22 protein-coding genes, 1 tRNA gene and 1 pseudogene are annotated in these 21,677 nt (G+C 69.3%); 11 read left to right on the top strand and 13 right to left on the bottom strand.

Annotated features, from left to right (window positions below):
* Nucleotides 1-338: 338 nt before the first annotated feature.
* Nucleotides 339-413 (bottom strand) — tRNA-Arg (locus tag ACIA8X_RS09695).
* 416 nt (nt 414-829) lie between these two features.
* On the opposite strand from ACIA8X_RS09695, the gene ACIA8X_RS09690 reads away from it, so the two are divergent.
* Nucleotides 830-1,567 (top strand): flavodoxin family protein, encoded by a 738-nt coding sequence (locus tag ACIA8X_RS09690; protein WP_393445093.1) that lies wholly within the window; start codon nt 830-832, stop codon nt 1,565-1,567.
* A gap of 110 nt (nt 1,568-1,677) precedes the next feature.
* Nucleotides 1,678-2,241 carry a DM13 domain-containing protein gene (locus tag ACIA8X_RS09685; protein ID WP_393445091.1) on the top strand — a complete coding sequence of 188 codons (564 nt, stop codon included), beginning with the start codon at nt 1,678-1,680 and terminating at the stop codon, nt 2,239-2,241.
* A gap of 93 nt (nt 2,242-2,334) precedes the next feature.
* On the opposite strand, the gene ACIA8X_RS09680 is transcribed toward ACIA8X_RS09685, so the two are convergent.
* The 3 genes from ACIA8X_RS09680 to ACIA8X_RS09670 all read right to left on the bottom strand — a co-directional run bounded on the left by ACIA8X_RS09680 (nt 2,335) and on the right by ACIA8X_RS09670 (nt 4,611).
* Entirely contained in the window at nt 2,335-3,054 is a 720-nt protein-coding gene (locus ACIA8X_RS09680) for a Crp/Fnr family transcriptional regulator (protein ID WP_393445088.1), read from the bottom strand.
* Between the two features lie 197 nt (nt 3,055-3,251).
* Nucleotides 3,252-3,740 (bottom strand): hypothetical protein, encoded by a 489-nt coding sequence (locus ACIA8X_RS09675; RefSeq protein WP_399458143.1) that lies wholly within the window; start codon nt 3,738-3,740, stop codon nt 3,252-3,254.
* A 127-nt stretch (nt 3,741-3,867) separates the two neighbouring features.
* Nucleotides 3,868-4,611, bottom strand: a complete 744-nt coding sequence (locus tag ACIA8X_RS09670) for a DNA alkylation repair protein (RefSeq protein ID WP_399458142.1) — start codon at nt 4,609-4,611, stop codon at nt 3,868-3,870.
* 222 nt (nt 4,612-4,833) lie between these two features.
* Between ACIA8X_RS09670 and ACIA8X_RS09665 the strand changes: the two genes are divergently transcribed.
* On the top strand, nt 4,834-5,904 hold the full coding sequence (locus tag ACIA8X_RS09665) for a class I SAM-dependent methyltransferase (protein WP_399458141.1): 1,071 nt from the start codon (nt 4,834-4,836) through the stop codon (nt 5,902-5,904).
* On the opposite strand, the gene ACIA8X_RS09660 is transcribed toward ACIA8X_RS09665, so the two are convergent.
* From ACIA8X_RS09660 to ACIA8X_RS09645, 4 genes are read right to left on the bottom strand one after another with little or no spacing between them, the layout of a single operon-like run.
* Nucleotides 5,894-6,727, bottom strand: coding sequence for a class I SAM-dependent methyltransferase (locus ACIA8X_RS09660; RefSeq protein WP_399458140.1), 834 nt, complete (start codon nt 6,725-6,727; stop codon nt 5,894-5,896). The two genes, ACIA8X_RS09665 and ACIA8X_RS09660, sit on opposite strands and share 11 nt — an antisense overlap.
* A complete protein-coding gene (locus ACIA8X_RS09655; protein ID WP_399458139.1) occupies nt 6,724-8,286 on the bottom strand; it encodes a radical SAM protein in 1,563 nt (520 codons plus the stop codon). The genes ACIA8X_RS09660 and ACIA8X_RS09655 overlap by 4 nt, the downstream gene beginning before the upstream one ends.
* 35 nt (nt 8,287-8,321) lie before the next feature.
* Entirely contained in the window at nt 8,322-8,633 is a 312-nt protein-coding gene (locus tag ACIA8X_RS09650; protein WP_393445075.1) for a hypothetical protein, read from the bottom strand.
* Nucleotides 8,617-9,072: a MauE/DoxX family redox-associated membrane protein gene (locus ACIA8X_RS09645; RefSeq protein ID WP_399458138.1), complete on the bottom strand. Its 456-nt coding sequence runs from the start codon at nt 9,070-9,072 to the stop codon at nt 8,617-8,619. The genes ACIA8X_RS09650 and ACIA8X_RS09645 overlap by 17 nt, the downstream gene beginning before the upstream one ends.
* Nucleotides 9,073-9,199: 127 nt before the next feature.
* Between ACIA8X_RS09645 and ACIA8X_RS09640 the strand changes: the two genes are divergently transcribed.
* From ACIA8X_RS09640 to ACIA8X_RS09630, 3 genes are all read left to right on the top strand, one after another.
* Nucleotides 9,200-9,871: a CDP-alcohol phosphatidyltransferase family protein gene (locus tag ACIA8X_RS09640; RefSeq protein ID WP_393445071.1), complete on the top strand. Its 672-nt coding sequence runs from the start codon at nt 9,200-9,202 to the stop codon at nt 9,869-9,871.
* A 353-nt stretch (nt 9,872-10,224) separates the two neighbouring features.
* Nucleotides 10,225-10,470, top strand: coding sequence for a hypothetical protein (locus ACIA8X_RS09635; protein WP_393445069.1), 246 nt, complete (start codon nt 10,225-10,227; stop codon nt 10,468-10,470).
* A 93-nt stretch (nt 10,471-10,563) separates the two neighbouring features.
* Nucleotides 10,564-10,818 (top strand): TfoX/Sxy family protein, encoded by a 255-nt coding sequence (locus tag ACIA8X_RS09630; RefSeq protein ID WP_399458137.1) that lies wholly within the window; start codon nt 10,564-10,566, stop codon nt 10,816-10,818.
* Nucleotides 10,819-10,837: 19 nt separating this feature from the next.
* On the opposite strand, the gene ACIA8X_RS09625 is transcribed toward ACIA8X_RS09630, so the two are convergent.
* Nucleotides 10,838-11,485 (bottom strand): peroxiredoxin-like family protein, encoded by a 648-nt coding sequence (locus ACIA8X_RS09625; RefSeq protein ID WP_399458136.1) that lies wholly within the window; start codon nt 11,483-11,485, stop codon nt 10,838-10,840.
* A 105-nt stretch (nt 11,486-11,590) separates the two neighbouring features.
* Between ACIA8X_RS09625 and ACIA8X_RS09620 the strand changes: the two are divergent.
* Nucleotides 11,591-12,192, top strand: a pseudogene (locus ACIA8X_RS09620) (TetR/AcrR family transcriptional regulator).
* Nucleotides 12,193-12,204: 12 nt separating this feature from the next.
* Here ACIA8X_RS09620 and ACIA8X_RS09615 read toward each other — a convergent pair.
* The 4 genes from ACIA8X_RS09615 to ACIA8X_RS09600 form a co-directional block, all read right to left on the bottom strand.
* Nucleotides 12,205-12,783: an SRPBCC family protein gene (locus tag ACIA8X_RS09615; protein WP_399458135.1), complete on the bottom strand. Its 579-nt coding sequence runs from the start codon at nt 12,781-12,783 to the stop codon at nt 12,205-12,207.
* Nucleotides 12,780-13,085, bottom strand: coding sequence for a DUF427 domain-containing protein (locus ACIA8X_RS09610; RefSeq protein WP_393445059.1), 306 nt, complete (start codon nt 13,083-13,085; stop codon nt 12,780-12,782). Before ACIA8X_RS09610 ends, ACIA8X_RS09615 begins: the two co-directional genes overlap by 4 nt.
* Before the next feature lie 504 nt (nt 13,086-13,589).
* A complete protein-coding gene (locus ACIA8X_RS09605; RefSeq protein ID WP_393445056.1) occupies nt 13,590-14,279 on the bottom strand; it encodes a haloacid dehalogenase type II in 690 nt (229 codons plus the stop codon).
* A gap of 49 nt (nt 14,280-14,328) precedes the next feature.
* Nucleotides 14,329-15,786, bottom strand: coding sequence for an NB-ARC domain-containing protein (locus tag ACIA8X_RS09600; RefSeq protein WP_399458134.1), 1,458 nt, complete (start codon nt 15,784-15,786; stop codon nt 14,329-14,331).
* 284 nt (nt 15,787-16,070) lie between these two features.
* Here ACIA8X_RS09600 and ACIA8X_RS09595 point away from each other — a divergent pair, with 284 nt between their 5' ends.
* From ACIA8X_RS09595 to ACIA8X_RS09580, 4 genes are read left to right on the top strand one after another with little or no spacing between them, the layout of a single operon-like run.
* Nucleotides 16,071-16,481, top strand: a complete 411-nt coding sequence (locus tag ACIA8X_RS09595; protein ID WP_393445050.1) for an OsmC family protein — start codon at nt 16,071-16,073, stop codon at nt 16,479-16,481.
* Between the two features lie 30 nt (nt 16,482-16,511).
* Nucleotides 16,512-18,566: an FAD/NAD(P)-binding protein gene (locus ACIA8X_RS09590; protein WP_393445047.1), complete on the top strand. Its 2,055-nt coding sequence runs from the start codon at nt 16,512-16,514 to the stop codon at nt 18,564-18,566.
* The gene (locus ACIA8X_RS09585) at nt 18,566-20,218 is read left to right on the top strand and encodes a histidine phosphatase family protein (RefSeq protein WP_399458133.1); all 1,653 of its coding nucleotides are present in this window, start codon (nt 18,566-18,568) and stop codon (nt 20,216-20,218) included. The genes ACIA8X_RS09590 and ACIA8X_RS09585 overlap by 1 nt, the downstream gene beginning before the upstream one ends.
* Complete coding sequence (locus ACIA8X_RS09580) at nt 20,218-21,594, top strand: cation:proton antiporter (RefSeq protein ID WP_399458132.1); 1,377 nt, start codon at nt 20,218-20,220, stop codon at nt 21,592-21,594. The genes ACIA8X_RS09585 and ACIA8X_RS09580 overlap by 1 nt, the downstream gene beginning before the upstream one ends.
* Nucleotides 21,595-21,677: the final 83 nt, after the last annotated feature.

Raw genomic sequence — 21,677 nt, 5'->3', positions numbered from 1 at the left:
TGGAGGTCGGACAGTTGGGTGACGTCGGTTCGGGGCGCCTGGCGTCGGACGAACTCGGAGACTGCCAGTCCATGGTGTGGACGTCCGGCGAGGACCCCGAGTCCCGTCTTGGAGACGGAGTGCAGGATGCCTGCGACGAGGGCGGTTCGACGGCAAGAGACCGCACCGAAAATTCGGGAAGAACACCCGCCGAGTGCCGGACGAAATCGTCCCCAGCCGGACACCCGCCGACTCCGCCCGAGGGCCCACCCGCGCCCGCGAAGCTGCTCCGCCGAGCCCGATGAATGGCCTCTGAACAGCAAAAACGCCCTCCCGATGGGAGGGCGGAGACTGGGCGCCCCCGGCAGGACTCGAACCTGCGGCCAAGCGCTTAGAAGGCGCCTGGCCTGGCGCGTCTGCTGCCCCTCTGACCTGCCCTGACGCGTAGTCCTGACTGGCTGTCAGGGATTCCAGGACCTCCGGTCCCGCGTCGGTCAACCGGACGAGGCGCCGACCGGTCGCGTCGGCGTTGCCGGCGTCCAGGTCGCCGTGCAGCCGGACCACCTTGTGAGCGCGCATGCCCTGGGGCCCGGACTGTTTGCGGTGGCGCAATCGGACGAGGCGCATCGGGGCTCCGGGGCAGCAGGCGGGTGATCGCCGACCAGGCTTCCCGGCACACCTGGCAGAAGGTTATCGGGCACGCCATCGGGGTGCCTGTTCTGTGCCTCCTTCGGTGAACCACGGAAATCGCCGGCCTCCGGTGACCATAGGGTGCGTCGGAAGGGGACAAATCGGTACGCACGCGAGACGCTGACGTTCGCGCCTGTCAGCTTCGGCAAGGGAGACCGTCATGGCAACGTCGCCTGCCCCCTCCTCGAACGACTTGCACCGCTTCGACGACCTCACCGCCCTGTTCATCAACTGCACGCTCAAGCCGTCCCCGCAGCTCAGCCACACCCAGGGGCTGATCGACAAGAGCGCGGCGGTCATGATGGAGGGCGGGGTCACCACATCCGAGGTCCGGGCCGTCGACCACGACATCGCGCCCGGCGTGTATCCGGACATGACCGAGCACGGCTTCGCGGTCGACGAGTGGCCCGCACTGTACGAGCAGGTGATGGCCGCCGACATCCTGGTCCTGGCCGGCCCGATCTGGCTCGGCGACAACAGCTCCGTCACCAAGAAGGTCATCGAGCGGCTCTACGCCTGCTCCTCACTGCTCAACTCGCAGGGCCAGTACGCCTACTACGGCCGCGTCGGAGGCTGTCTGATCACCGGCAACGAGGACGGCGTGAAGCACTGCGCGATGAACGTCCTGTACAGCCTCCAGCACCTCGGCTACACAATCCCGCCCCAGGCGGACGCCGGCTGGATCGGCGCGGCCGGCCCCGGGCCGTCGTACCTCGACCCCGGATCGGGCGGCCCGGAGAACGACTTCACCAACCGCAACACCAGCTTCATGACCTGGAACCTGATGCACGTCGCCGCTCTGCTGAAGCGCGCCGGCGGCGTCCCCGCGTACGGCAACCAGCGCTCGCAGTGGGACGCGGGCTGCCGCGCGGGCGCGGACAACCCCGAGCACCGCTGAGACCACTCGCCCCAGGCGTAAGACTTCCGTTATCTCTCGCCTGCTCCATGAGGGCCGCCGGTTCCGTTGAATGAGGCACCGACAGGAGACACTCAGGATGCGAGGCGGGAATGGAACGGACGCGGAGGACGCTGCGCAGACGGCTGGTCGTGGGCGCGCTGGTAGTGGTAGTCGTCGCGGCGGGGTTCGGGCTGTATTGGTTCCAGCCGTGGAAACTGTGGCAGGACGAGACCGTGGACGAGGCGCTGCCCAGCGTCGTGGAGACCTCCGGGACCCCCGCGGCCCAGCCGTCCGCCACCGCTGTCTCGCCGGCCCCCGGGCCGCAGACGCTTGCGAGCGGCGAGCTGGTGAGTCACGAACACGCCACGTCGGGCACGGTGAAGCTGGTGCGTCTCGCCGACGGCACCCACGTCGTCCGGCTGGAGAACCTCGACACGAGCAATGGCCCGGACCTGCGGGTGTGGCTGACCGACGCGCCGGTGAAGGAGGGGCGGGCGGGCTGGCACGTCTTCGACGACGGGGAGTACGTCAGCCTCGGCAAGCTCAAGGGCAACAAGGGCAGCCAGAACTACACCCTGCCCGATGACATCGACCCCGCTCGCTACACCAGCGTCAGTATCTGGTGCGACCGCTTCGACGTGTCCTTCGGCGCTGCCGAACTCGCCCACGCCTGACACCGGTGCACAGCATGGCTACGTATGCCGAGGAGTGCCTGTTCGGAGATCGGGCGGTGACCACGCCGAGCGCTTCGGACGAGAAGCGCTCGGCTATCCGGCTTCGTCGCGTAGTCGGACCGGGTCCAGGACGGAGATGCGGCCGCGGGCCAGTCGGAGCAGGCCGCGGTCGGCGAAGTCGTGCAGGACCTTGGTGCAGGTCTCGCGGGACGTTCCGGCCAGGGCGGCGAGCTGCTCGTGGGTGAGGGTGATCTGAGGGTGGCGGGTCCCGGGGCGGAGGCGTCCGGCCGGGGTGTCGGCGCGGGCGGCGAGCGTGGTCAGGGTGGTCGCGATGCGCTGCGGGACGGTCTTGAAGACGCTGTCGGACAGGCGCTGTTCGAGGTCGGCGAGACGGCGGCCCAGGATCTCGGTGATCCGGGCGGCGATCCGCGGGTCGGACAGCAGGAACCGGTGCACGTCGGCGCGGCTCATCACGCACACGGTGACGTCGTCGAGGGCCTCGGCGAAGTTGTCGTACATGCGCTGGCCGAGCAGCGCCATCTCGCCGAAGATTGTGCCGGGGCTGATGATCGCGCAGGTCAGAGCGCGGCCGTCGGCGGAGACACGGAAGATGCGCACCCGACCGCGTTTGAGGATGAACAGGACCTCGCTGGGCTGCTGTGGGGAGTGCAGGATCTCGCCGGCGGCGTAGGTCTTCATGGGGGCCGCGGCGGCGATGGCGTCCATCTCCGGTTCCGACAGGTCGCGGAAGATGTCCACTTCGGACATGCACCAGGTACGGTCCGGATCTTCGTCTGCCTCGCGCTCGATCATGCGGTGCGTCTCCTCGCGTCGCCCCGGCGCCCAGGGCGGGGGCGACGCGCCCCACGGTGGGCCGGCCAGTCCCACGGTGTCCTCGGCCAGACAGTAGGGCAGGACCGCGTCCGCCGGGGTACTGCCGCGCTGGGCAGCTCCCCGTGACGTACCGACCTCGCCCCCGGGCGGCCCGGGCGGCCCGGGCGGAATCGGCGTCATCGCCGGGCCGAACCGGTCTGCCCGCGCATCACCTGAGCGATGCAGAAGTAGGCCAGACCGGTGAGCACTCCGAACACCAGGTGGCCGCCGAAGCTGGAGCTGGTGACGTCGTTCCACTCGAAGACCGGCATGCCCATGTTGGCGGGCATGATCCACAAGGCGCCGACGGTCCACCACGCGGCACCGTAGACCAGTCCCAGCACGACGGCCGGCACGAGCTGCTGGGCGAACTCGCCCAGCAGGACGCCGAAGCCGATGCCGGCGAAGAGAGCGATGGCTAGGTGGATGAGCCAGCCGATGAAGGCGTTGGTGGAGCCGAGCAGCCCGGCGACCATGGTGATCATCGCGGTGTCCGCCATCGGCCGGGACACCGACATCCAGATGCCGAACCCGATGCCGCCGGCCAGTCCGGCTGCCGCGCCCCACACGGCGTGGACCGGGATGACCGCGGTGGTGGGAGATACCCGCAAGGTGGTTGTCATCATGACTCCTCTCCTGCAGTGGGTGTCCTGTTTCCTGTTTCCTCTTTCCTCTCGGGTCCGACGCTAGGAGCGATGCATGGTGCGGGTATGTGAGCGCGCTTACGTACCGGCCGGTATGGCGGCCCGGTGGTCAGCGGCGCCGGTAGGGCCCCGGTCTCAGCCGGGCGGTGGCCATGCGCGTGGCCTCCGGGGACAGCTCGGGATGCTGCCGTACGAAGTCCGCGACGCGCTCGGGGTGGTGCCGGGAGAGTTCGCGCAGCAGCCATGCGGGGCCGGTGTGCGCGAACCGGTCGCCGCTGACGAGGTTCGCGGCGCAGGTGTCGAGCAGTAGGTCCGTGCATCCGTCGAAGGGATCGGGAGACTGGGCCGCCAGCCTGACGAAGGCGACCACGGAGGCGCGACGCTGCCACAGGCCGGAGGCCGTCGACCAGGCGGCGATGGCCTCGGCGCGGGGCCGGAGTTCGGTGTCCTCGCCGGTGATGAAGCCGTGCAGCGCCTTGGTGGCGTACCAGTCGCAGATGCCCCAGTCGGTGATGTGCCCGGCGGTGAACGGTCGGCCAAGGGCCTCGACGTCGCCGAGGCCGAGCCGGGGGCCGAGATGTTCGGTGATCAGCAGGATGGCGGCGAGCTTGTCCTCGCTCATTTCCTGGGCGAACCACCGGTGGGCCAGCGAGAGCAGGTCCGGCGTCGTCCAGGAGACGAGCTCCTGCTCCCGCCACACGGTGCGCACCGCCGTCCGCACTCCGGCCATGGGCACGCCGCGGAAGCGGGCGGTGCCCTTCATGTACCGCTCCCAGTACTCCCGGGTGCGCTGCTCGGCCGCCGAGTCGAGCAGAGCGACAAGGCGGGTGGTGGGCTTGTCGGTCGTGCACATCGTGGTCACTTGAACACGGCTTGAGGAGTCCGGCAAGGGCTTCGGCGACCGCTCCGGAGGCCGTCAGCGACCAGGGCGCGCATCAGATATGCGGATTGGGTGAGGCAACCCGGCCGGAGCCGCCCCGTTCTGTCGTGGCGGCGCCGCGAGGGAGCAGCCCGGTGCTTCGCTTGCCGGGCGGCCGATCGCACTCCGCGATCACGCTCGGCCAGGAGGGACACCGTGGCGGCACAGGACGAATGGGACGAGGCAAAGGTCGACGCCTTCATGGAGAAGGCGCTCGGGGACATCAGCGGGACGATGATCACCGGTCTGTGTCACCTGGGCGACCGGCTGGGCCTGTTCAAGGACCTCGCGGCCAACGGCCCTGCCGGCAGCCGGGAGCTCGCGGACCGCCTGGACCTGAACGAGCGGTATGTACGCGAGTGGCTGCGGGGTATGACCGCCGCGGGCTATCTGGAGGAACCTGAGCTCGGGCGTTTCACCCTTCCCGCCGAGCACGCCCCCGCGCTGGCCGACGAGAACGGGCCCATGTTCCTCGGCGGCGTGTACCAGATGATGCCGGCCGCCTTCGCGCCGTACGAACGACTGATCGAGGCGTTCCGGAGCGGGGGAGGTGTACGGCAGAGCGACTACCCGGACATCCTGTGGGACGGCATGAGCCGGTTCACCGGCAGCTGGTTCGAGAGCGTGATGGTCGACGACTGGCTGAGCACCTTTCCTCACGTCGTCGAGAGGCTGGAGCGGGGCATCGACGTCGCGGACGTGGGATGCGGTGCGGGTCGTGCCCTGATCGTGCTCGCCAAGAGGTTTCCCCGCTCCCGTTTCACGGGGTTCGACAACTTCCCGGGCCAGGTGGAACGGGCTCGGGCGAACGCGGAGGAGGCCGGTGTCGGCGACCGTGTGACCTTCGAGACGGTCGATGCCGCCCAGGGGCTTCCCGGTCGCTACGACCTCGTCACCACCTTCGACGTCATCCACGACGCGGCGGAACCCAAGCGGCTGCTCGCCGCCGTCAGGGCCGCGGTCAAGGATGACGGCGATTACCTGATGCTGGAGATCAACTGCGAGGACCGCCCCGAGGACAACGTGGGCCCCGTTGCTTCGATGCTCTACGGGTTCAGCGTCTTCTACTGCATGACCACGTCCCTCGCGAGCGGCGGGGCAGCCCTGGGAACCTGCGGCATGCCCGAGGCGGGCGTACGCAATCTGTGCGCCGAGGCGGGCTTCAGCGCCGTGGCCCGGTCCACGACGGATGACCCCTTCAACGTCCTGTACGACATCAAGCCATAGGCCGCACCGGCGCAGGCGGGTGCCCCTGAGCTGCTTGGGGCTTCTCGGCGACGAGAAGGGCGTAGCCAAGGGCACCGTTGGAAACGGCCGTGCGGGCCGCGTTCAGGACGGCTGGGGCCGCGGCCGTGTCCATGCCGGCGGCGGCGAGCCTGTCCGCGGCGGTCAGCCGGAGCAGGTTCAGCCGAGCCTCGATCTGGTCGATCATGCGCAGCATCGCCTGGTCGTGGCGTTCGGTGCGGAGGGTCCGGAGTCCGGCGGCCGTGAGGATCTCGGCGTACTCGGCCAGGGAGCGGGCATCGGCGATGCATGCGATCCGCGCGGCGAGCGTGGACAGCTCCGCAGGGAGCCGACCTGGTTCGGCGGTGACGTCGGTGATGCCGACCCGGCCGCCGGCTTTGAGGACCCGGGCGAACTCGGCGGCGGCTTTCGCCTTGTCGGGGAAGGTGCACAGGGCGCACTCGCACACCACGGCCTCGAACGCGCCTTCTGGGTACGGCAGTTGCTCGGCGTCCCCGGTGGTGAACGTGACCTTCTCGGTAAGGCCGGTGGCCGCGGCGGAGCCCTGGGCGAGGGCGGTGTTGGCCGGGGAGTAGTCCACGCCGTCCACGCGCAGGTCGTAGGCGTCGGCGAGGAGCAGGGCGGTGGTGCCCCGGCCGGAGGCGACGTCCAGGACCCGGCTGCCGGAGACCAGCCCGAGGGCATCGGCGAGGCGGCGGGTGAGGGTGGTGCCGCCGGGGTGGTAGGAGTCGCCGAGGAGCAGGGCGACCACGTCGGAGGAGTACGCCGCCGCGCAGCACGCTTTGAGGTTTTCGTCGGCGGTCATCCTGAACTCCCTTCGGCACGCGCCGTCTTCGAGCCGTACGGCGTGTCGGTGAGGCGGTCGGCGAGGGGCAGGGCGTTGGGGGTGACGTCGGCGACGGAGACGCCGGACATCGCCGCGCGGACCTGCTCGCGGTAGCCGACGGAGTTGTAGGCGCAGAACGGGATGAGCCGGCCGTCCGGGGTGATCTCCTCGACGCAGCACTTCATCAGCTGCTTGACGTTGAGGGTGTAGGGGTCCTGGAAGTCCTGTACGACGATCATGAACGCCTTGTCGTTCAAGTCTCTTACGGCAGTTGGCAAATCGATGCCACAAGCGCCCGTGCAGTCGAGGGCTTCGGCGGTGGCACGCAGCTTCTCCTCGGTCGTGGCCGTACCCATGAACGCGGACGCCGACCAGAGCTTCTCCAGGGCGTCGCGGATACCGGCGTCGGGCAGGACCCGGTTGGTGACGTAATCGAGGTAGTCCTCCACGTTCAGCAGCCGCGGGATGGGGACGACGGTACGGTTGCCCGGTTGCCCGTCCACGAGGAGGTAGGTGACGGCGCGGCAGGTGGGGAAGCAGCAGGGCACGGGGAAGAAGTCGCCCTTCTGGAACCAGCCCGGTAGCTGCTCGCCGATGAGCCGGATCACGTCGGGGTTAGTGAGTCGCTGGAGCGGGTCGAACTCCACATGCCGCCCGGAGTGCGTGACCGGCTGGAACGCCACCGAGCGCACGGCCGGGTGGTCGACGCCGTACTCGATGATGTCGCCCAACTCGTGCTCGTTCAGGTCACGTTCGACCGCGGCGACCAGGGTGACGGTCAGTCCGGCCTCGGCGCAGTTGTCCAGCGCGCGTTGCTTGAGCGTGCGCAGGTCCCGGCCGCGGATCGCCAGGTGGGTGCGTTCCTCGAAGCCGTCGAACTGCAGGTAGACGTTCACTGAGCGGCCGGGCGTCCGGTTGCGCCTGCCCAGTTCGGCGACGAAGTGGTGATCGGTGGCCAGGCGGATGCCGTTGGTGTTGAGGGTGACGTTCCTGATCGGGCGGGCCTGGGCCAGGTCGATGAAGTCCAGGATGTGCTTGTGGATGGTGGGCTCGCCGCCGGAGAACATCACCACCTCCGCCTCACCCTCGGAGGCCACGAAGGTGTCCAGCATGCGTGCGCACTGGTCGTGCGTGATCGAGTAGCCGTCGGGCTGGTGGCCGGAGTCGGCGAAGCAGATCGGACAGTCCAGGTTGCAGCCGGTGTTGACCTCGATGATGCCCAGGCAGGCATGCTGCTTGTGCTCCGGGCACAGCCCGCAGTCGCTCGGGCAGCCGTCCTTCACCTCGGTCTGGAAGGTGAGCGGGATGGTGCCGGGCTTGTTGAACCGGGCGGACGACAGGTACTCCTCGGCGTCCCCGTAGACCAGCGCCTCGAACTCACCGTGCTCGCGGCAGCGTTTGCGCAAGAAGACCTTCCCGTCGCGGATGTTGACCTGCGCGTCGATCGCGGTCTTGCACATCGGGCAGATCGATTTGGTGAACTCCACGAACACCTCGTCCCGGTCTACTTTGCGGCGGGGCGCCGGCGCCTGGGTCATCGAAGAACTCCTTTCTCATGGGGCGGTCGTATCCGTCAGTGGAGGGCACGTCCCGGACCGTCCTCTTCGCATTGGTGCGGAGGCGGGCAGGAGACGTTCGGACAGCAGTCCTCCGGCTTGGCACCGTGCCGGCGCCGGACCCGACACCGCAGGGCATACGCGACAGCGGCGAGGAGCACGACCGCGCCAGTGGTGATCAGCCAGGGGTTCGGCAGTACGTCGCCGACGGCGCCGAGCGCCCCTCCGGCCACGAGCAGCGGGCCCGCGCAGCACACCACCAGGACCAGCCCTGCCCCCACGGCCCCGGCAGCCCCGCCGAACCCCGGGCGTTCACGGGATGCGGACATCACGCCCCACCTCCACTCCGCGGGCTGGTTCCCGCAAGGGGGGCGTGCGTGCGGCGCGCAGCAGCAGTCCGGCGTAGAGCAGGGCCAGGGCGTCCTGGAGGTGGACGAACCAGCTCAGCCGCTGGGCGAGGTGAGTCCCGAAGCAGCCGCAGTTGGCCACCGCCAGACCCCGGGCATACGCCTGCACGGCCAGCAGTGTCCACACCACCAACACGCCCGTGTACACCCACACCGGCGCCAGCGCCTTCGACCGTGGCCGGGCCAGGAACCAGATGCCGCACACCAGCTCCCCGGCGATCAGCATCACAGCCGGCACAGTCGCGGCGGCACCGTGCACCAGGCCGTACGCGCCGAGGATGGCCGGCATCTCGCCCAGGGAGGCGAGCTGACCGATCCCCATCGCCGCGTAGATCGCGCCCAGTGCGAGCCGTAGCACCATGCTCACGACGCTACGGCCACATTGAGGCCGGGAACTGTAAGCGCGCTCACCGAACCTGCCGGTCCAAGACAACTTCTGCCTACGGTGAGACGAGCACACCTCGGGCACGAGGAAGGACCGAAGCGCCGTGTCCGTACCCGTATACGAGCTCAGCGACAGCCGTGCGGCGACCGACGCCCTGCTGGAGACACTCCGCAACGGTCGGTGGAGACCGGGCGCCGTCGGGCGCTTCCTCCGCATGGCCGCTCACCGGTCACTGCGGCAGGCGACCCGGCATCCGTGTGCGTTCACGCAGGCCGGCGCCCTGCACGGGCTACTGTCCACGTCCGCGCGAGGCCCCGGAGCCCGGACGTGGGTGGCCACCAGTTGGACTCTCACCGTCCTGCATCTGGGCCTGCTGGAGACCCGCGACCGGCTCTCCGGGGCCGATGTGATCACCCTGTTGCGAGGCAATCTCCCCACTACCGCCCTCGGGCGGAGCCGCTGGTCGGGCCTGCTGGCGATCGCCCTCGACCTGGCCGACGGCCGCCTGGCCCGCCGCCAGGGCACCGTGTCCCCGTTCGGCGACTACGCCGACTCCCTGGCCGACGCTGCCTTCTGGACCTGGCTCGTACTGCGGCACGAACCCAGCCGCACGGTGCGGGGCGTGGCCCTCGCGACATGGATGGTGCCCGTGGTCGCGGTCACCGCCGTCGGTATCCGCCGCGGCAGGATGCCCGACAGGCCCCGGCCGGCACTGTTGCGTCCGGCCGCCGCGATGCAGGCCGTTGTCGCCGTGCGGCACGTCGCGCGTCGCTGACCGGACACTCGGCAACGCGCGCCCGCCGACGCTCACGGCCATGCTGGAGGCGACACAGCACCGACCGAGACCGGAATCTGGGGTACGAGCATGAGGCGGCGAGGCGATGACGATCGACGTGACGGTGCGGCGCGTGATCCCGCTGCCGCCCGAGCGGGTGGCCGGTTACGCCATGGACTGGCGCCACGACGCCTGGGGGCACCTCCCATGCCCGTTCAGGGCTATGGGGGAGGACGCAGGGCATCCGTACGGCGGAGCTGACCCGGCAGGCGGACGACGGCGGGTTCGGGACGGGCGCCGAGGTCACCCGCACAGCTCGTTTCCTCGGCCGGCGCATCGACTACGTCCTGCGCGTGGTCGCGTACGAGCCCCCGCGGCTGCTGGACATGGTCTCCGTGGGTGCTCCCATGCCGATGCATGTCACGTACTCCTTCGAGCCGCACCCGCGCGGTACTCTCGCCGCCATCCGCGTCCGGGGAGGGCCTGGTGGCCTCCTCCGCCTGGCCGCACCCCTGTTCTCCCGCCAGGTCCGCTCCTCCCTCACCAAGGACCTGCGCGATCTCGAACGCAGGGCCAGCGAGCAGCATGGAGGTGCCTGATGGCGTACGACGAGGGACTGGCCGAGCGGATCCGCGAACGGTTCGGCGCGGATCCCGGTATCACCGAGATGGGGGTCCCCCCTCTGGGGGAGCATGTTCGGCGGGATCGCCTTCCTGTACCGGGGCAACATGGCCGTCGGCGTGACCGGCGACGAGCTCATGGTCCGCGTCGGCCCGGACGCCACCGACGCGGCGCTCGCCCGGCCGGGGGCGCGGATCTTCGACATGACGGGCCGCCCGATGCGTGGCTGGGTCGTGGTCGCGGGCTCCGCCGTCGCCGAGGACGACGCGCTTGGCGCGTGGATCGACGAGGGACACGCCTTCGCGGCAACCCTGCCGCCCAAGTAGGCGGCGCTGCCCTGGTGGGTCAGCCGAGGGCGTCGAGGGCGGCGAGGATGTCGGCCGGTTCGGCGCGGGTGGTGTAGTCGGTGTTGACGAAGGCCCAGCGGATCACGCCGTCGCGGTCGATGACGTAGGTGGCGGGCAGGGGGAGGGTGCGTGGGTGGCCGTCGTTGACGCGCTGGAGGTTGAAGCCGAGCTTGTCGTAGACGGTGGCGAGGTCGTCGGGGAGGTCGAAGGCGAGGCCGTACTGCTTGGCGGTGTCGGAGCCGATGTCGCTGAGGACGTCGAAGGCCAGGTCGTGCTTCTCGGTCAGGGTCAGGGACTCGTCGGGGATCTGCGGGGAGACGGCCACCAGGCGGGCGCCGCGCGCGGTGATGGTCTCGTGGTGCTGCTGGAGAGCGCGCAGGGCGAGGTTGCAGTACGGGCACCAGGCGCCGCGGTAGAAGGTGAGGACGACCGGGCCGGCGGCGAGGAGGTCGTCCAGGGACCGGGATTCGCCGGTAGCCGTGGGCAGAGTGAAGCGCGGGGCCCGGTCGCCGACGGCCAGGGCGCGGTCGGCCTGGCCGGAGTCGGCGAGTTCCTGTCCGGATCGCCGCATGATCTCCCGTACCTCGGCGGGGATCTGCTGCTGGCGGGATTCGTAGAAGGTGCGCAGCTCGGCGTTGAGGGTCATGGGGATTGACCTCCTGGGGTCAGGGTCGCTTAACTCGGAACGATCGTTCCAAGATGACGCGCCCGAAGTATCCTGGAACCCTCGTTTCAAGTTGGCGGGTGAAGAATGCCGGACATCAAGCACTTCGACCCGGACACGGCCCTGGAGGCGGTGGTCCGCCTGTTCTGGCGGCAGGGCGTGGCCTCGACCGGGATCCAGGACGTCGTGACCGCGACCGGGCTCAATCGCTCCAGCCTGTACGCCACGTTCGGTGGCAAGCAGGAGCGCTACCTCGCCGCGCTGCGCCGCTACATGGAGCAGCGCTCCGTTTGCCGGTGTTCCGGCGCCTCGCGGAGGACGGGCGCGGACTGCCGGCCAAGTTCTTCGTCGGCCTGATCGAGGCGCGTTGCTCCGGCGAGTACGCCCGCTGGGGCTGCATGATCTCCAACGCGCATGCGGGGGCTGAGAACAGTGACTCCGAGGTGCGCGCCCTTCTGGACCGGCATCACCAGGAGCTGCGGGACGCGATGTACGCGGCACTCGTCACCGCCGATACTCAGGGGCAGCTCTCGCCTGGCTGCGCCCTCGGCGCTGCCGCCGACCTATTGGCACTGCTCGCATACGGCGTCAACCTCCGCTCCCGCGCCGGAGCGGACGCACATGACCTGGGCAGGACGGTGACTGCCGCCCTGGCCGCGCTCGGCGGCCAGGCAACGCCGATTCCCTGACGGTCCTACTGGTCAGGGCCGGGCCCTACGCTCCGCCTCCTCCTGGACCCTCGCGAGCGATCCGGCGACGGTCACCTCCCACCGGGCGGCCACCATGCGACCCCACCAGGCTCCGGCCCGCCACAGATCGGTGCCCAGCTCTCCCGCGTACACCAGGCGCGTTCCCGACCCGTGCTCGCTCAGCACGAAGGACTCGGTCACTTGCGGCACCGGGCCGCGGACCAGCCGGAAGTCGATGCGCTCGGGTCGGGTGAAGCGCACGGTCTCCACGGTGACCGCCGTCAATCGCCCGCCCGCGACGGGGGTGAAATGCTCGGCCAGCACCAAGTCGCTGCCGCGCTCCAGCACGTTCAGCTTCTCCCGCATCGCCCTCGGAGTGCGGCCCAGATACGGCTGGGCCACCACGTCGAAGACCACCTCCCGAGGTGCCGCGATATCCACGGTCTGCGGCCCCAGCGGGCGTACCCGCCGCCCCACACCCACGTCGACGGGCAGCGCCCCGGTCACCAGCCCCAGGGAGGCGGCGGCCAGTCCGCCGCCCAGACCCGACGTCCATGCCGCGATCCGCATCAGACGGGCGGCGCTGGTCACGGGTGGTCCTCCGGCGCGACTTCTCCGACCGTGACCCCGTTCCAGAAGGCGACATGGTTCTTGATCCGCCTGGCGAGCGGGCTGGGATGCGGGTAGTACCAGGCTGCGTTCCGGTTGACCTGGCCGTCGACGGTGATCGTGTAGTAGCGGGCGAGCCCCTTCCAGAAGCACAGCGACCGCGTCCGGCTCTCCGTGAAGTACGCGCGGTCGAGCGACTCGGGCGGGAAGTAGTGGTTGCCTTCCACCACGACGGTGCGCTCCGCCTGGGCGAGTACCGCGCCGCGCCACACAGCGCGCATCATGAGCCTCCACCTCCGAACAGGTCGGGAGAGTTCATGTCTGCGACGTTAGCGCGGCACTTTCGGCCCCTTCGGTGACCTCGCTTACAGTGCGGAGCTGGTGTTGGCGCCGGCCGCAAACAGTCCACTGTTCCCTTGAGGTGCTGGCCCGATTCGGCCGCGCACTGGCCGATCCGATCCGCTGCCACATACGCGCACCCCGCTACGCCGACGCCTGCTCATGGCCTGCGTGGCGGCGTAAAGAGGCCCATAGGGTATCGAGCTCCTCCTGCCAGGTGCGCATGCCCCTCGCCTCCTGCTGCTCGGCCCGCCATGTTCTCAGTACGCCGGCGCTGCCTGCTGTGCGTGGGGTAGATCGACATGAGGTCGGGCAGCGTGGAGATGACCCTGCGCACGTCCGTGCGGAAGCCCATCCGCCGTTGCCATTGGTCAAGATGAGGCACTGCCAGGCAGAGCAAGCCGTTGGCCCACTGACGGACCCCGCCCAGCGCGCCGCGACGGACGACATCACGGTCGTTCGGCCGTCAGCATGTCCGCAAGTTCCCGCAGGTCCTGCGCGCTGTAACTGGGTGGGGTCGCCGTCTGCGGATACACCGACGCTCCGCGCCGCAGCCACGCACCGTCCAGCCCTGCTCGCTGCGCTCCGTCGATGTCCCAGGGATGCACGGCGACCATCAGTGCCTGGTCGGGCCGTACGCCGACCCGCTCGACGGCGTAGTGGTAGGCGGCCGGCGCTGGTTTCCAGCAGCGTGGGCCGCTCACGTCCGACAGAGCCTCGAAGCGGTCCAGTACTCCGGCCTTGTCCAGTAGCCGCTCGGTCATTGCGACGCTGCCGTTGGTCATCGCCGTCAGGCGATAGCCTGCCTCACTCAACTTCCGTACGCCGTCCGGCACATCGGGGTGTACGTCCAGGTGGGCGAAGCCATCGAGAATGTGCCTGGCTGCCGCTTCTCCATCTCCCGCCCAGCCCGCCAGCCCGGACAGCGTCGCCTGAAGTCCGTCGTGGGCGATGGACGCGAAGTCCGCGTAACCGCCGGCCGCCGTCAGCGCGAACCCGTCCCGCAGTACCCCGGCGAACCAGGTGGGCAGCAGATGCCCGGGGGCGCCGATGTCCTCGAAGCGGGTGCGCAGCGGCGTGAGGTCGCTGAGTGTCTCGTTGACGTCGAAGACGAGGACCTGGGGCCGGTCGGCGGGCATGCTCTCCTCCTCTTGGCGTCCGAACGTCCGATGTCGGGTGGAAGGCCCATCAGGCTGCGAGTACCCGCCCTGCTCGCAAGTGCTGCGGCAGCCTGGTCTCTCCGTCGGCTTCGGAGTGCTGCCGGGGCATGGGCAGCCGGAATCCACGGATGGTCCGATTCTCCAGGTGTACGGCGGCATTGCGGCTGCGGCCGTGTTCCAGCAGGCGGCCCAGGGCCTGTCGGATACGGCTCGCCGGTTCGTCGATGCAGATACGTTCCTCCGCGTAGGCGTGGACGAGGGGGTGGAGCCGGAAGCGGCCGGGCGCGGTGCGCTCGATCAGGTGTGCTGCCGTCAGGGCGGCGAGGTGGTGCTCGGCTGCGGCGGGCGATTCGCCCAGGAGTGCGGCGGCCGTGGCGGCGTCGGTCTCCTGCATCGGCTGGAGGGCCAGCAGGCGCAGTAACCGTCGCGTGCCCGTCGGCAAGCTCGTGTCGGAAGCGAACAGTGCGATCCGTACGCCGTCCTCCAGGGCCAAGGTGACCAGGGGTTCGCGGTAGTAGTCGCTGAGCGCCCAGGCGGGGTGGTTCCGCATGTGGCGGCCGATGACCGACAGAGCCAGCGGGAGGTGGCCCAGCATGTCCGCGATCTGCTGGACGGCCGTGATGTCCGGGGCGATGCGGTCGGCTCCCGCCGTTGCCCGCAGCAGTTCGACAGAGTCGTCCGGCTCAATGAGCGGCACCGGCAGACGGGTGGCTCCGCCGAGGCCGGCGAGTGCGCGCCGACTGGTGATCACAGTGCGGCATCCTGGGGTCCCGGGCAGCAGGGGACGCAGCTGTTCCGCGTCCGCCGCATCGTCCAGGACGATCAGTGCGCCGGTTCCCGCCAGCAGTTGCCGGTAGAGAGCTGCGCGTGTGTCGAGGTCGTACGGGATGCGGTCGCCGGTGGCGCCGAGCAGGCGAAGGAAGGTTTCGAGTACGGCTGCCGGGTCGGCGGGCGGGCCCTGCGGGGCGGAGCCGCGCAGGTTTGCGAACAGGACGGGCGTGCCGGTGCGTTCCTCGGCGAGCAGCTGGTGAGCGATGTGCAGGGCGAGTGACGTCTTGCCCACCCCGGGCATGCCCTCCAGCGCCAGCGTGGTGACGTCCTGGTCGCGGGCGAGTAAGACCTCCGCCCGGGCCACCAGGTCAGTCCTGCCGACGAAAACGGGGTGCCCTGCGGGCAGCCGGTCGTAGGCGCTGACCCGTGCGGCGGCCTCGGCCTCGCCGAGCACGGCCCGAAGCGACTGGCGCCACACGGAGAGGACGGCTTCGTCGGCGCCGACGAGGGCCTGCACCACGGCCAGCAGCAGGTCGGAGTTGGGGCGGCGGCGGCCGACCTGGAAGCAGTTGCCCACGGTCGAGCGGGCCGGCCATTCACCGCGCGGGCGGCCTGCCCGCTGCCAGTCCCGGTGGATACGCCGTGTGATCTCGGTGATCGACGGGTTGCCCGCCCACGCTTTCAGCAGTCTCAGTTCCGCGATGAATTCGTCCATTGTGCGGGCTTTTCCCGGATCCAGTACCTGCGGCACGAACATCCTCCCCCATGGGATACCTGGGCCACGACCAACTTGGAACGGTCGTTTCAAGTTAGCCGTCATGGGGCTGTACCTGTCAACTGGTTTCCATCTGTTGAGCTCCGGCCACGGAGCGCATCCAGGATCATCCACGATCCGTCCGGAAGCCTGTATTCCGTCCTGATGCTGAGGCCCGTTCCCGCTCACCGGCACCCCGGGACGCCCCGCGTGCCCCGTTCCAGGACAGGAGTCCGTGCATCGCCATGCCCGAAATCGGTGTGTCCCTACGCCCCGTCGGCGGCAGCGTCGTCGTGGGTCAGGCCAGAGACCACACGGTCACCATCGACCGGCCCAAGGAGAAGGAGGGGACCGACACCGGCCCCATGGGCGGTGAGCTGCTGCTTCTGGCTCTCGGCGGTTGCTATGTGAGCACGTTCCTCGCGGCCCTGAGAGCCGAGGACCCGGAGGCCGACGCCTCAGAGATCAGCTTCCAGGTCGACGGCACCCTCGTGAGCGGACCGGCCCGTTTCTCCGAGATCACCGTGCAGGTGTCGGCGCCGGCCGTCCTCCAGGACCTGATCTCCAAACCCCTACTCAAGGCCGAGCGGGGCTGCATCGTCCACAACTCGATCCGTGACGCCGTGACAGTCCGCTTCACCCACGAGTGGCGCTGACTCTTCCCCCCCACCGAAGGAGACAAGACCGTGGAAACGCAGCACATCACGACGCAGGACAGCCACAGCCAGGACCGCGGCATGGCGGACATGGCGAGGCACGCGAGCAGCATGCAGCACGGCTCCATGGGCAGTGTGGCTCCCGGCACCCGGCGCGTCACGATCGTCGGCGCCGGGTTCTCCGGCACGCTCACCGCCATCCGGCTGCTCCACTTCGCCGATACACCACTGGAGATATGCCTGATAGAGCGGGAGGAGGGCTACCGCTACGGCGGTATCGCCTTCGGCTGGGCGTCCACCAACTGGGAGCACATGCTCAACATCCAGGCCGGCCGCATCACCCTGCGCCGCGAGCGCCCGGAGGACTTCCTGGAGTGGGCCAACGAGGAGGCGGACCGCTCCGAGTGGCCGCAGAAGTGGCAGTACCACCACTTCGGCGTGGCCTGTGTCGTACCGCGGCGGATCTTCCGGCAGTACCTGGCCGAGCGGCTGCGCGGCGCGGCCGCCGACGCCCACGCCCACGCCGAGGTGACGCTGCGGGAGCTGACCGGTGAGGTCATCGACGTACGCGGCCAGGGCGGCGGCTACGTCGTCAAGTACGCCGACGCCGGAGAGCAGGGCGGGGTGCACGACCTGCCGTCGGACCAGGTGATCCTCGCGACCGGTCACCTCTCGCCGATGCAGGCGCCCTTTTACCACCGCATCAAGGACTCCGACCGTTTCATCGCCGACCCCTACGCCCCTGGAGCTCAGGAGCGGTTCCAGGAGGTCGGCCCCGAGGAGACCGTCCTCGTCACGGGCTCCGCGCTGTCGGCCTTCGACACGGTGATCTCCCTCGTGCACGCCGGGCACCGGGGACAGATCCTGATCTGCTCGCGCGGCGGCCACATGCACGGTACCTACCCCGTCGACCACGAGCACGACATCTGGCAGTCCCGCCGACCGCCGTTCCTCGACGCGGAGGAGCTCACTCCCGAGTCGGTGGTCGAGGGGATCAAGGCGGAGTACGCGCACTTGCGCGAAGAGCAGGGCGTGGAGCCGGGCAGCGCGCTCGACGCCGTCTTCCCCGAGCGTGTCATGAAGGCGTGGGAGCCGTACGTCATCGAGCTGATCTCCCGCATGGATGCCCGCGACGTGCGGATGCTGCTCGACCGGCACAAGAGCCTGATCGTCACCAACCGCACCAGCACCGTGCGGGAGATCGGCGGAGTCGTACGCAACCGGATGCGCGGATTCAACGGCGCACCGAGGACCGTCGACGTCCTGTCCGCCGGCATCCAGGACATGCGCCTGGTCGAGGACGGCACGAAGATCCGGGTGGTCTTCGCCGACCAGCCGGACATCGTCGTCGACCGCGTCGTCAACTGCCTGGGCAACAAGACCGACTACGAGCACACCGACCACCCTCTGTGGAACGGCCTGGTCAACGGACACGGATACGCGCAGCCGCAGACCAAGACCCACCGGGGCATCGAGGTCGGCGCGCACGGACAACTCATCGCCGCCGACGGCGAGGTGGCACCGGGCCTGTTCGGCGTCGGCCCGATGCGCCAGGGCGACGAGACCACCCGCCGCGGCCGTCTCGGCGCGTTCGTGTTCAGCATCGGCACCCTGCGCAACCAGTGCTTCGACACGGCGATGGAGGTGCTGCGCCGCGTGAAGTCCGCGAGCGACGAGGAGCAGATGGACATCCCCGACGGTATCCACCACTGCCTGATCCGCAGCAGCGACTGGATCGCCGCCGACCTCACCGCCGAGGAGCCGCAGGCCACCCGCCTGCGGGAGCGCCTGCAGAGCTACGCCCGCGAGAGCGCCTACCCCAACGCCGTCAACTACCTGCAGGCCCAGGACCGCACCGAGCGCCGCAAGTACCGCGGCATCCTCGACGACGACCTGGCGGACTTCGGCGCCGCCCTGGCCCGCGAGTTCGACCTCACCACGCAGCAGGCCCGGCGGACCGTTTCCCTGCTGGCCACCCTGGTGGAGAAGCACGCGGTACACAACCTGTGCGACATCACCAAGCTGGCGGGCTGGGACTCCCAGTACGCCGACCAGGTCAAGCACGCCCCGAAGAAGGGCATGTGATGGCAGGCCACGACGAGCAGGAGCTGCTCGGCCGCCTGTTCATGGTCCGGCACGGCGAATCGACCTGTAATTCCGTCCACCGCATCGCCGGTCAGCGCGACGCCCCCCTGACTTTCCTCGGCCGGATCCAGGCCGAGAAGGTCGCCAACGGCCACCGTGGCCAGCACTTCGACCGCGTCTACGTCTCCCCGCTGACCCGCGCCTACGAGACCGCCGACACCATCTTCGGCATCGACACCCCCAACCCGGACGCCCCCGAGGTCGTGGTCGACGAGCGCCTGATGGAACGCGACTTCGGCAGCTACACGCTGGAGAGCAAGTCCATCCTCCAGCGCCGCCACGGCATCGCCGAGTACGAGCGGGCCATGAACGCCGACAGCCCGACCATGCACGGCGGGGAGACCTTCCAGCAGTTCAAGGACCGCGTCCACGCCTTCTACGAGGAGGAGCTGCTGCCCGCGCTGCGGCGCGGCGAGGTGGTCTGTGTGGTCTCGCACAAGTACGTCGTCGAGCTGATCTGCCGGTTCATCCTGGACCGCCCGGCCGACGAATCGTACGACCTGCGCCTGCCCAACTCCCAGATGCTGCAGGGCGATCGGATCCACAGCTATGTGAAGAACGAGAACAAGACCATGAACATGGTCTACGACTGGATGGTCGTCAACCATCCCGTGGTCTTCTGCACCGGTCTGGCCGCTGGTCTCCTCGCCAACCTGGCGGGACTGCGGATCTCCACTTCGCCGTACCTGCTGCTCCTGCTGCTGGTATTGGCCAGCGTCATCACCATGTGCCGCATCGAGTTGGAGAACGCGCGAGCGTTCGTGACCGACCGTGGCACCCTTCGGTCCGTTGCCCTGCGCTACCTCGCGCTGCCGATTGCCTTCGCGGCTCTGGTGCACTGGTGGGACGTGGGCAGTTCGAGTACGGCGGCGATCGCCGCGGTGTTCCTCGCGACCCCCAGCTCCGTGGTGGCGATGACGGTCAGCCGCTGCCTCGGCGGCATGATCATGCCGACGTTCGCGCAGGTCCTGCTCTCCTCACTGGCGGCGACGCTGTCGTTCTCGGCCGTCCTCGCCCTGACCCTGCACGAGGACGTGGCACCGGCCGTCGCCATCAGCGCCGCCACCTCGACCGGTGTCGTCACGGCGGCCTACGTCCTGGTCAAACGCCTGCGGGAGCGCTCTCCCATCCGTACGGCCAAGTACGGCGAGCGCAACGGATACGTGGCCGTACTGCTGCTCACCGCGTTCATCGTGCTCGTCTGCCTCAAGCTCGACCTTGACGGCTTCACCACCTACGCGCCGACTGCCGTAGGCATCGCTGTCGGCCTGCGACTGATCGCCGCCCTGCTCAAGCGGCGCCGCCACGTCCAGACGCTCGACGACTACACCGCCATGACCTACCCGAACGTCTTCGTGGTGGTCATCATCGCCGCGCTCACCGGCAACGGGCCGCTGGAGCAGGTGGCGATCTGGACTCTGCTGCCGATGTTCGTCCTGTCGTTCTTCGACAGCTTCTACGCCCGCTTCCTCGTCGTCGCCCCCGACGACGCGCGCTGGCCGGCCGTCCTCGGACTTCCCGCGCACCGTCCCGTGCGCGGCCGCCCGGCCACCGAGGACCCGCGCGAGTCCTCCGTCCCCGCCCGTTCCTGATGACCACGGGAGTCGATGTGCACCCCACGCACCCCACGGCCTATCTGGCCGCCACCACCGACAAGAACCTCGAACTCGTCCTCCACGTCCTCCCCGCGATCGTCGTCATCCTGGCCGCCTCGGCCCTCTGCGGACGCCTCGCCCTCCTGGTGAAGCAGCCGCGAGTACTGGGAGAGATGGTCGCCGGCGTGCTACTCGGCCCCACCCTGTTCGGCGCGCTGTTCCCCGAGGCACAGAAGGCGATCTTCACCGCCGATGTGAAGCCCATCCTCTACGTCCTGAGCACCATCGGCCTGACCGTCTTCATGTTCCTGGTCGGCGCCGGCCTCGACCACGGCGGCGGTAACGGCAAGAAGGACACTAAGAATGCCGCTGTCCTCGCCGTCTCCGGCATCCTGCCGTCCCTCCTGCTCGGCGCCGGAGCCGCATACCTCCTCTACGACCGGCTTTCCCGCCCCGACGTCACGCCGTTCGAGTTCGCCCTGTTCATCGGTGGCGCCCTGTCGATCACGGCCTTCCCGATGCTCGCCCGCATCCTCTACGAGCGGCGGCTGCAGAATTCGCCGCTCGGCCGGATGACCCTGCTGGGCGCCTCGATCGACGACGCTGCCGCGTGGTGCTTCCTGGCCGTGCTGTCGGCCATGCACACCGGCGCCGGGGCCATGCACGTCCTGCGCACCATCGGCTTCACGGCCCTGTTCGCCCTCGTCATGCTCACCGTCGTGGCCCGCCTGCTGCGGCCAATGGGCGCACGGGTCGAGCGCACCGGCCACTTCGGCTTCGACCAGATGTACATCGTCGTAGCGATCGTTCTGCTGTCCGGGCTGTTCACCGACTACATCGGCATCTACTCGGTCTTCGGCGGCTTCATCGCCGGACTTGCGATGCCGCGCAACCCCGCCTTCCGCGAGGCCCTGCACAGTCGCATGATGGACCTCGTCTGCGTCCTACTCCTGCCGATCTTCTTCGCCTTCTCCGGCCTCAACACGGAACTCGGCGGAATCGCCGGCTGGGCCATGATCGGCCCGTTCGTGCTGATCCTGGCGGCGGGCTTCGTCGGCAAGTACGCGGGCTGCGCGCTCGCCATGCGCGGTGTCGGCTTCTCCTGGCGCGAGTCCTGGGCGGTCGGCGGCCTGATGAACGCCCGCGGCCTGATGATCCTCATCTTCATCAACATCGGCCTCGCCCAGGGGATGATCACCAAGGACGTCTTCTCCATGCTGGTCCTGGTCGCGGTCATCACCACCGCCGGTGCCATGCCGCTGTACCGCTGGGCGCTGCCCGAGCGGCTCGAACAGCGGATGTCCCCACCGGCACCACAGCCCAAGGTGGCCTCCGGACCAACCCCGGCCGAGGCAGAGCCCGTACACGCCTGACCCACCGGCCGGCCGGACGCGTAAGCGCCCGGCCGGCCCTCACGTCATCACCCGCTTGAAATCCTTCGTCCCCGCACGGGAGC

This window comes from Streptomyces sp. NPDC051738 (genome assembly GCF_044453205.1).
Lineage (GTDB): Bacteria > Actinomycetota > Actinomycetes > Streptomycetales > Streptomycetaceae > Streptomyces.
The sequence above is the reverse complement of the archived record's forward strand: the minus strand, read 5'-3'. Positions and strand labels throughout refer to the sequence as shown.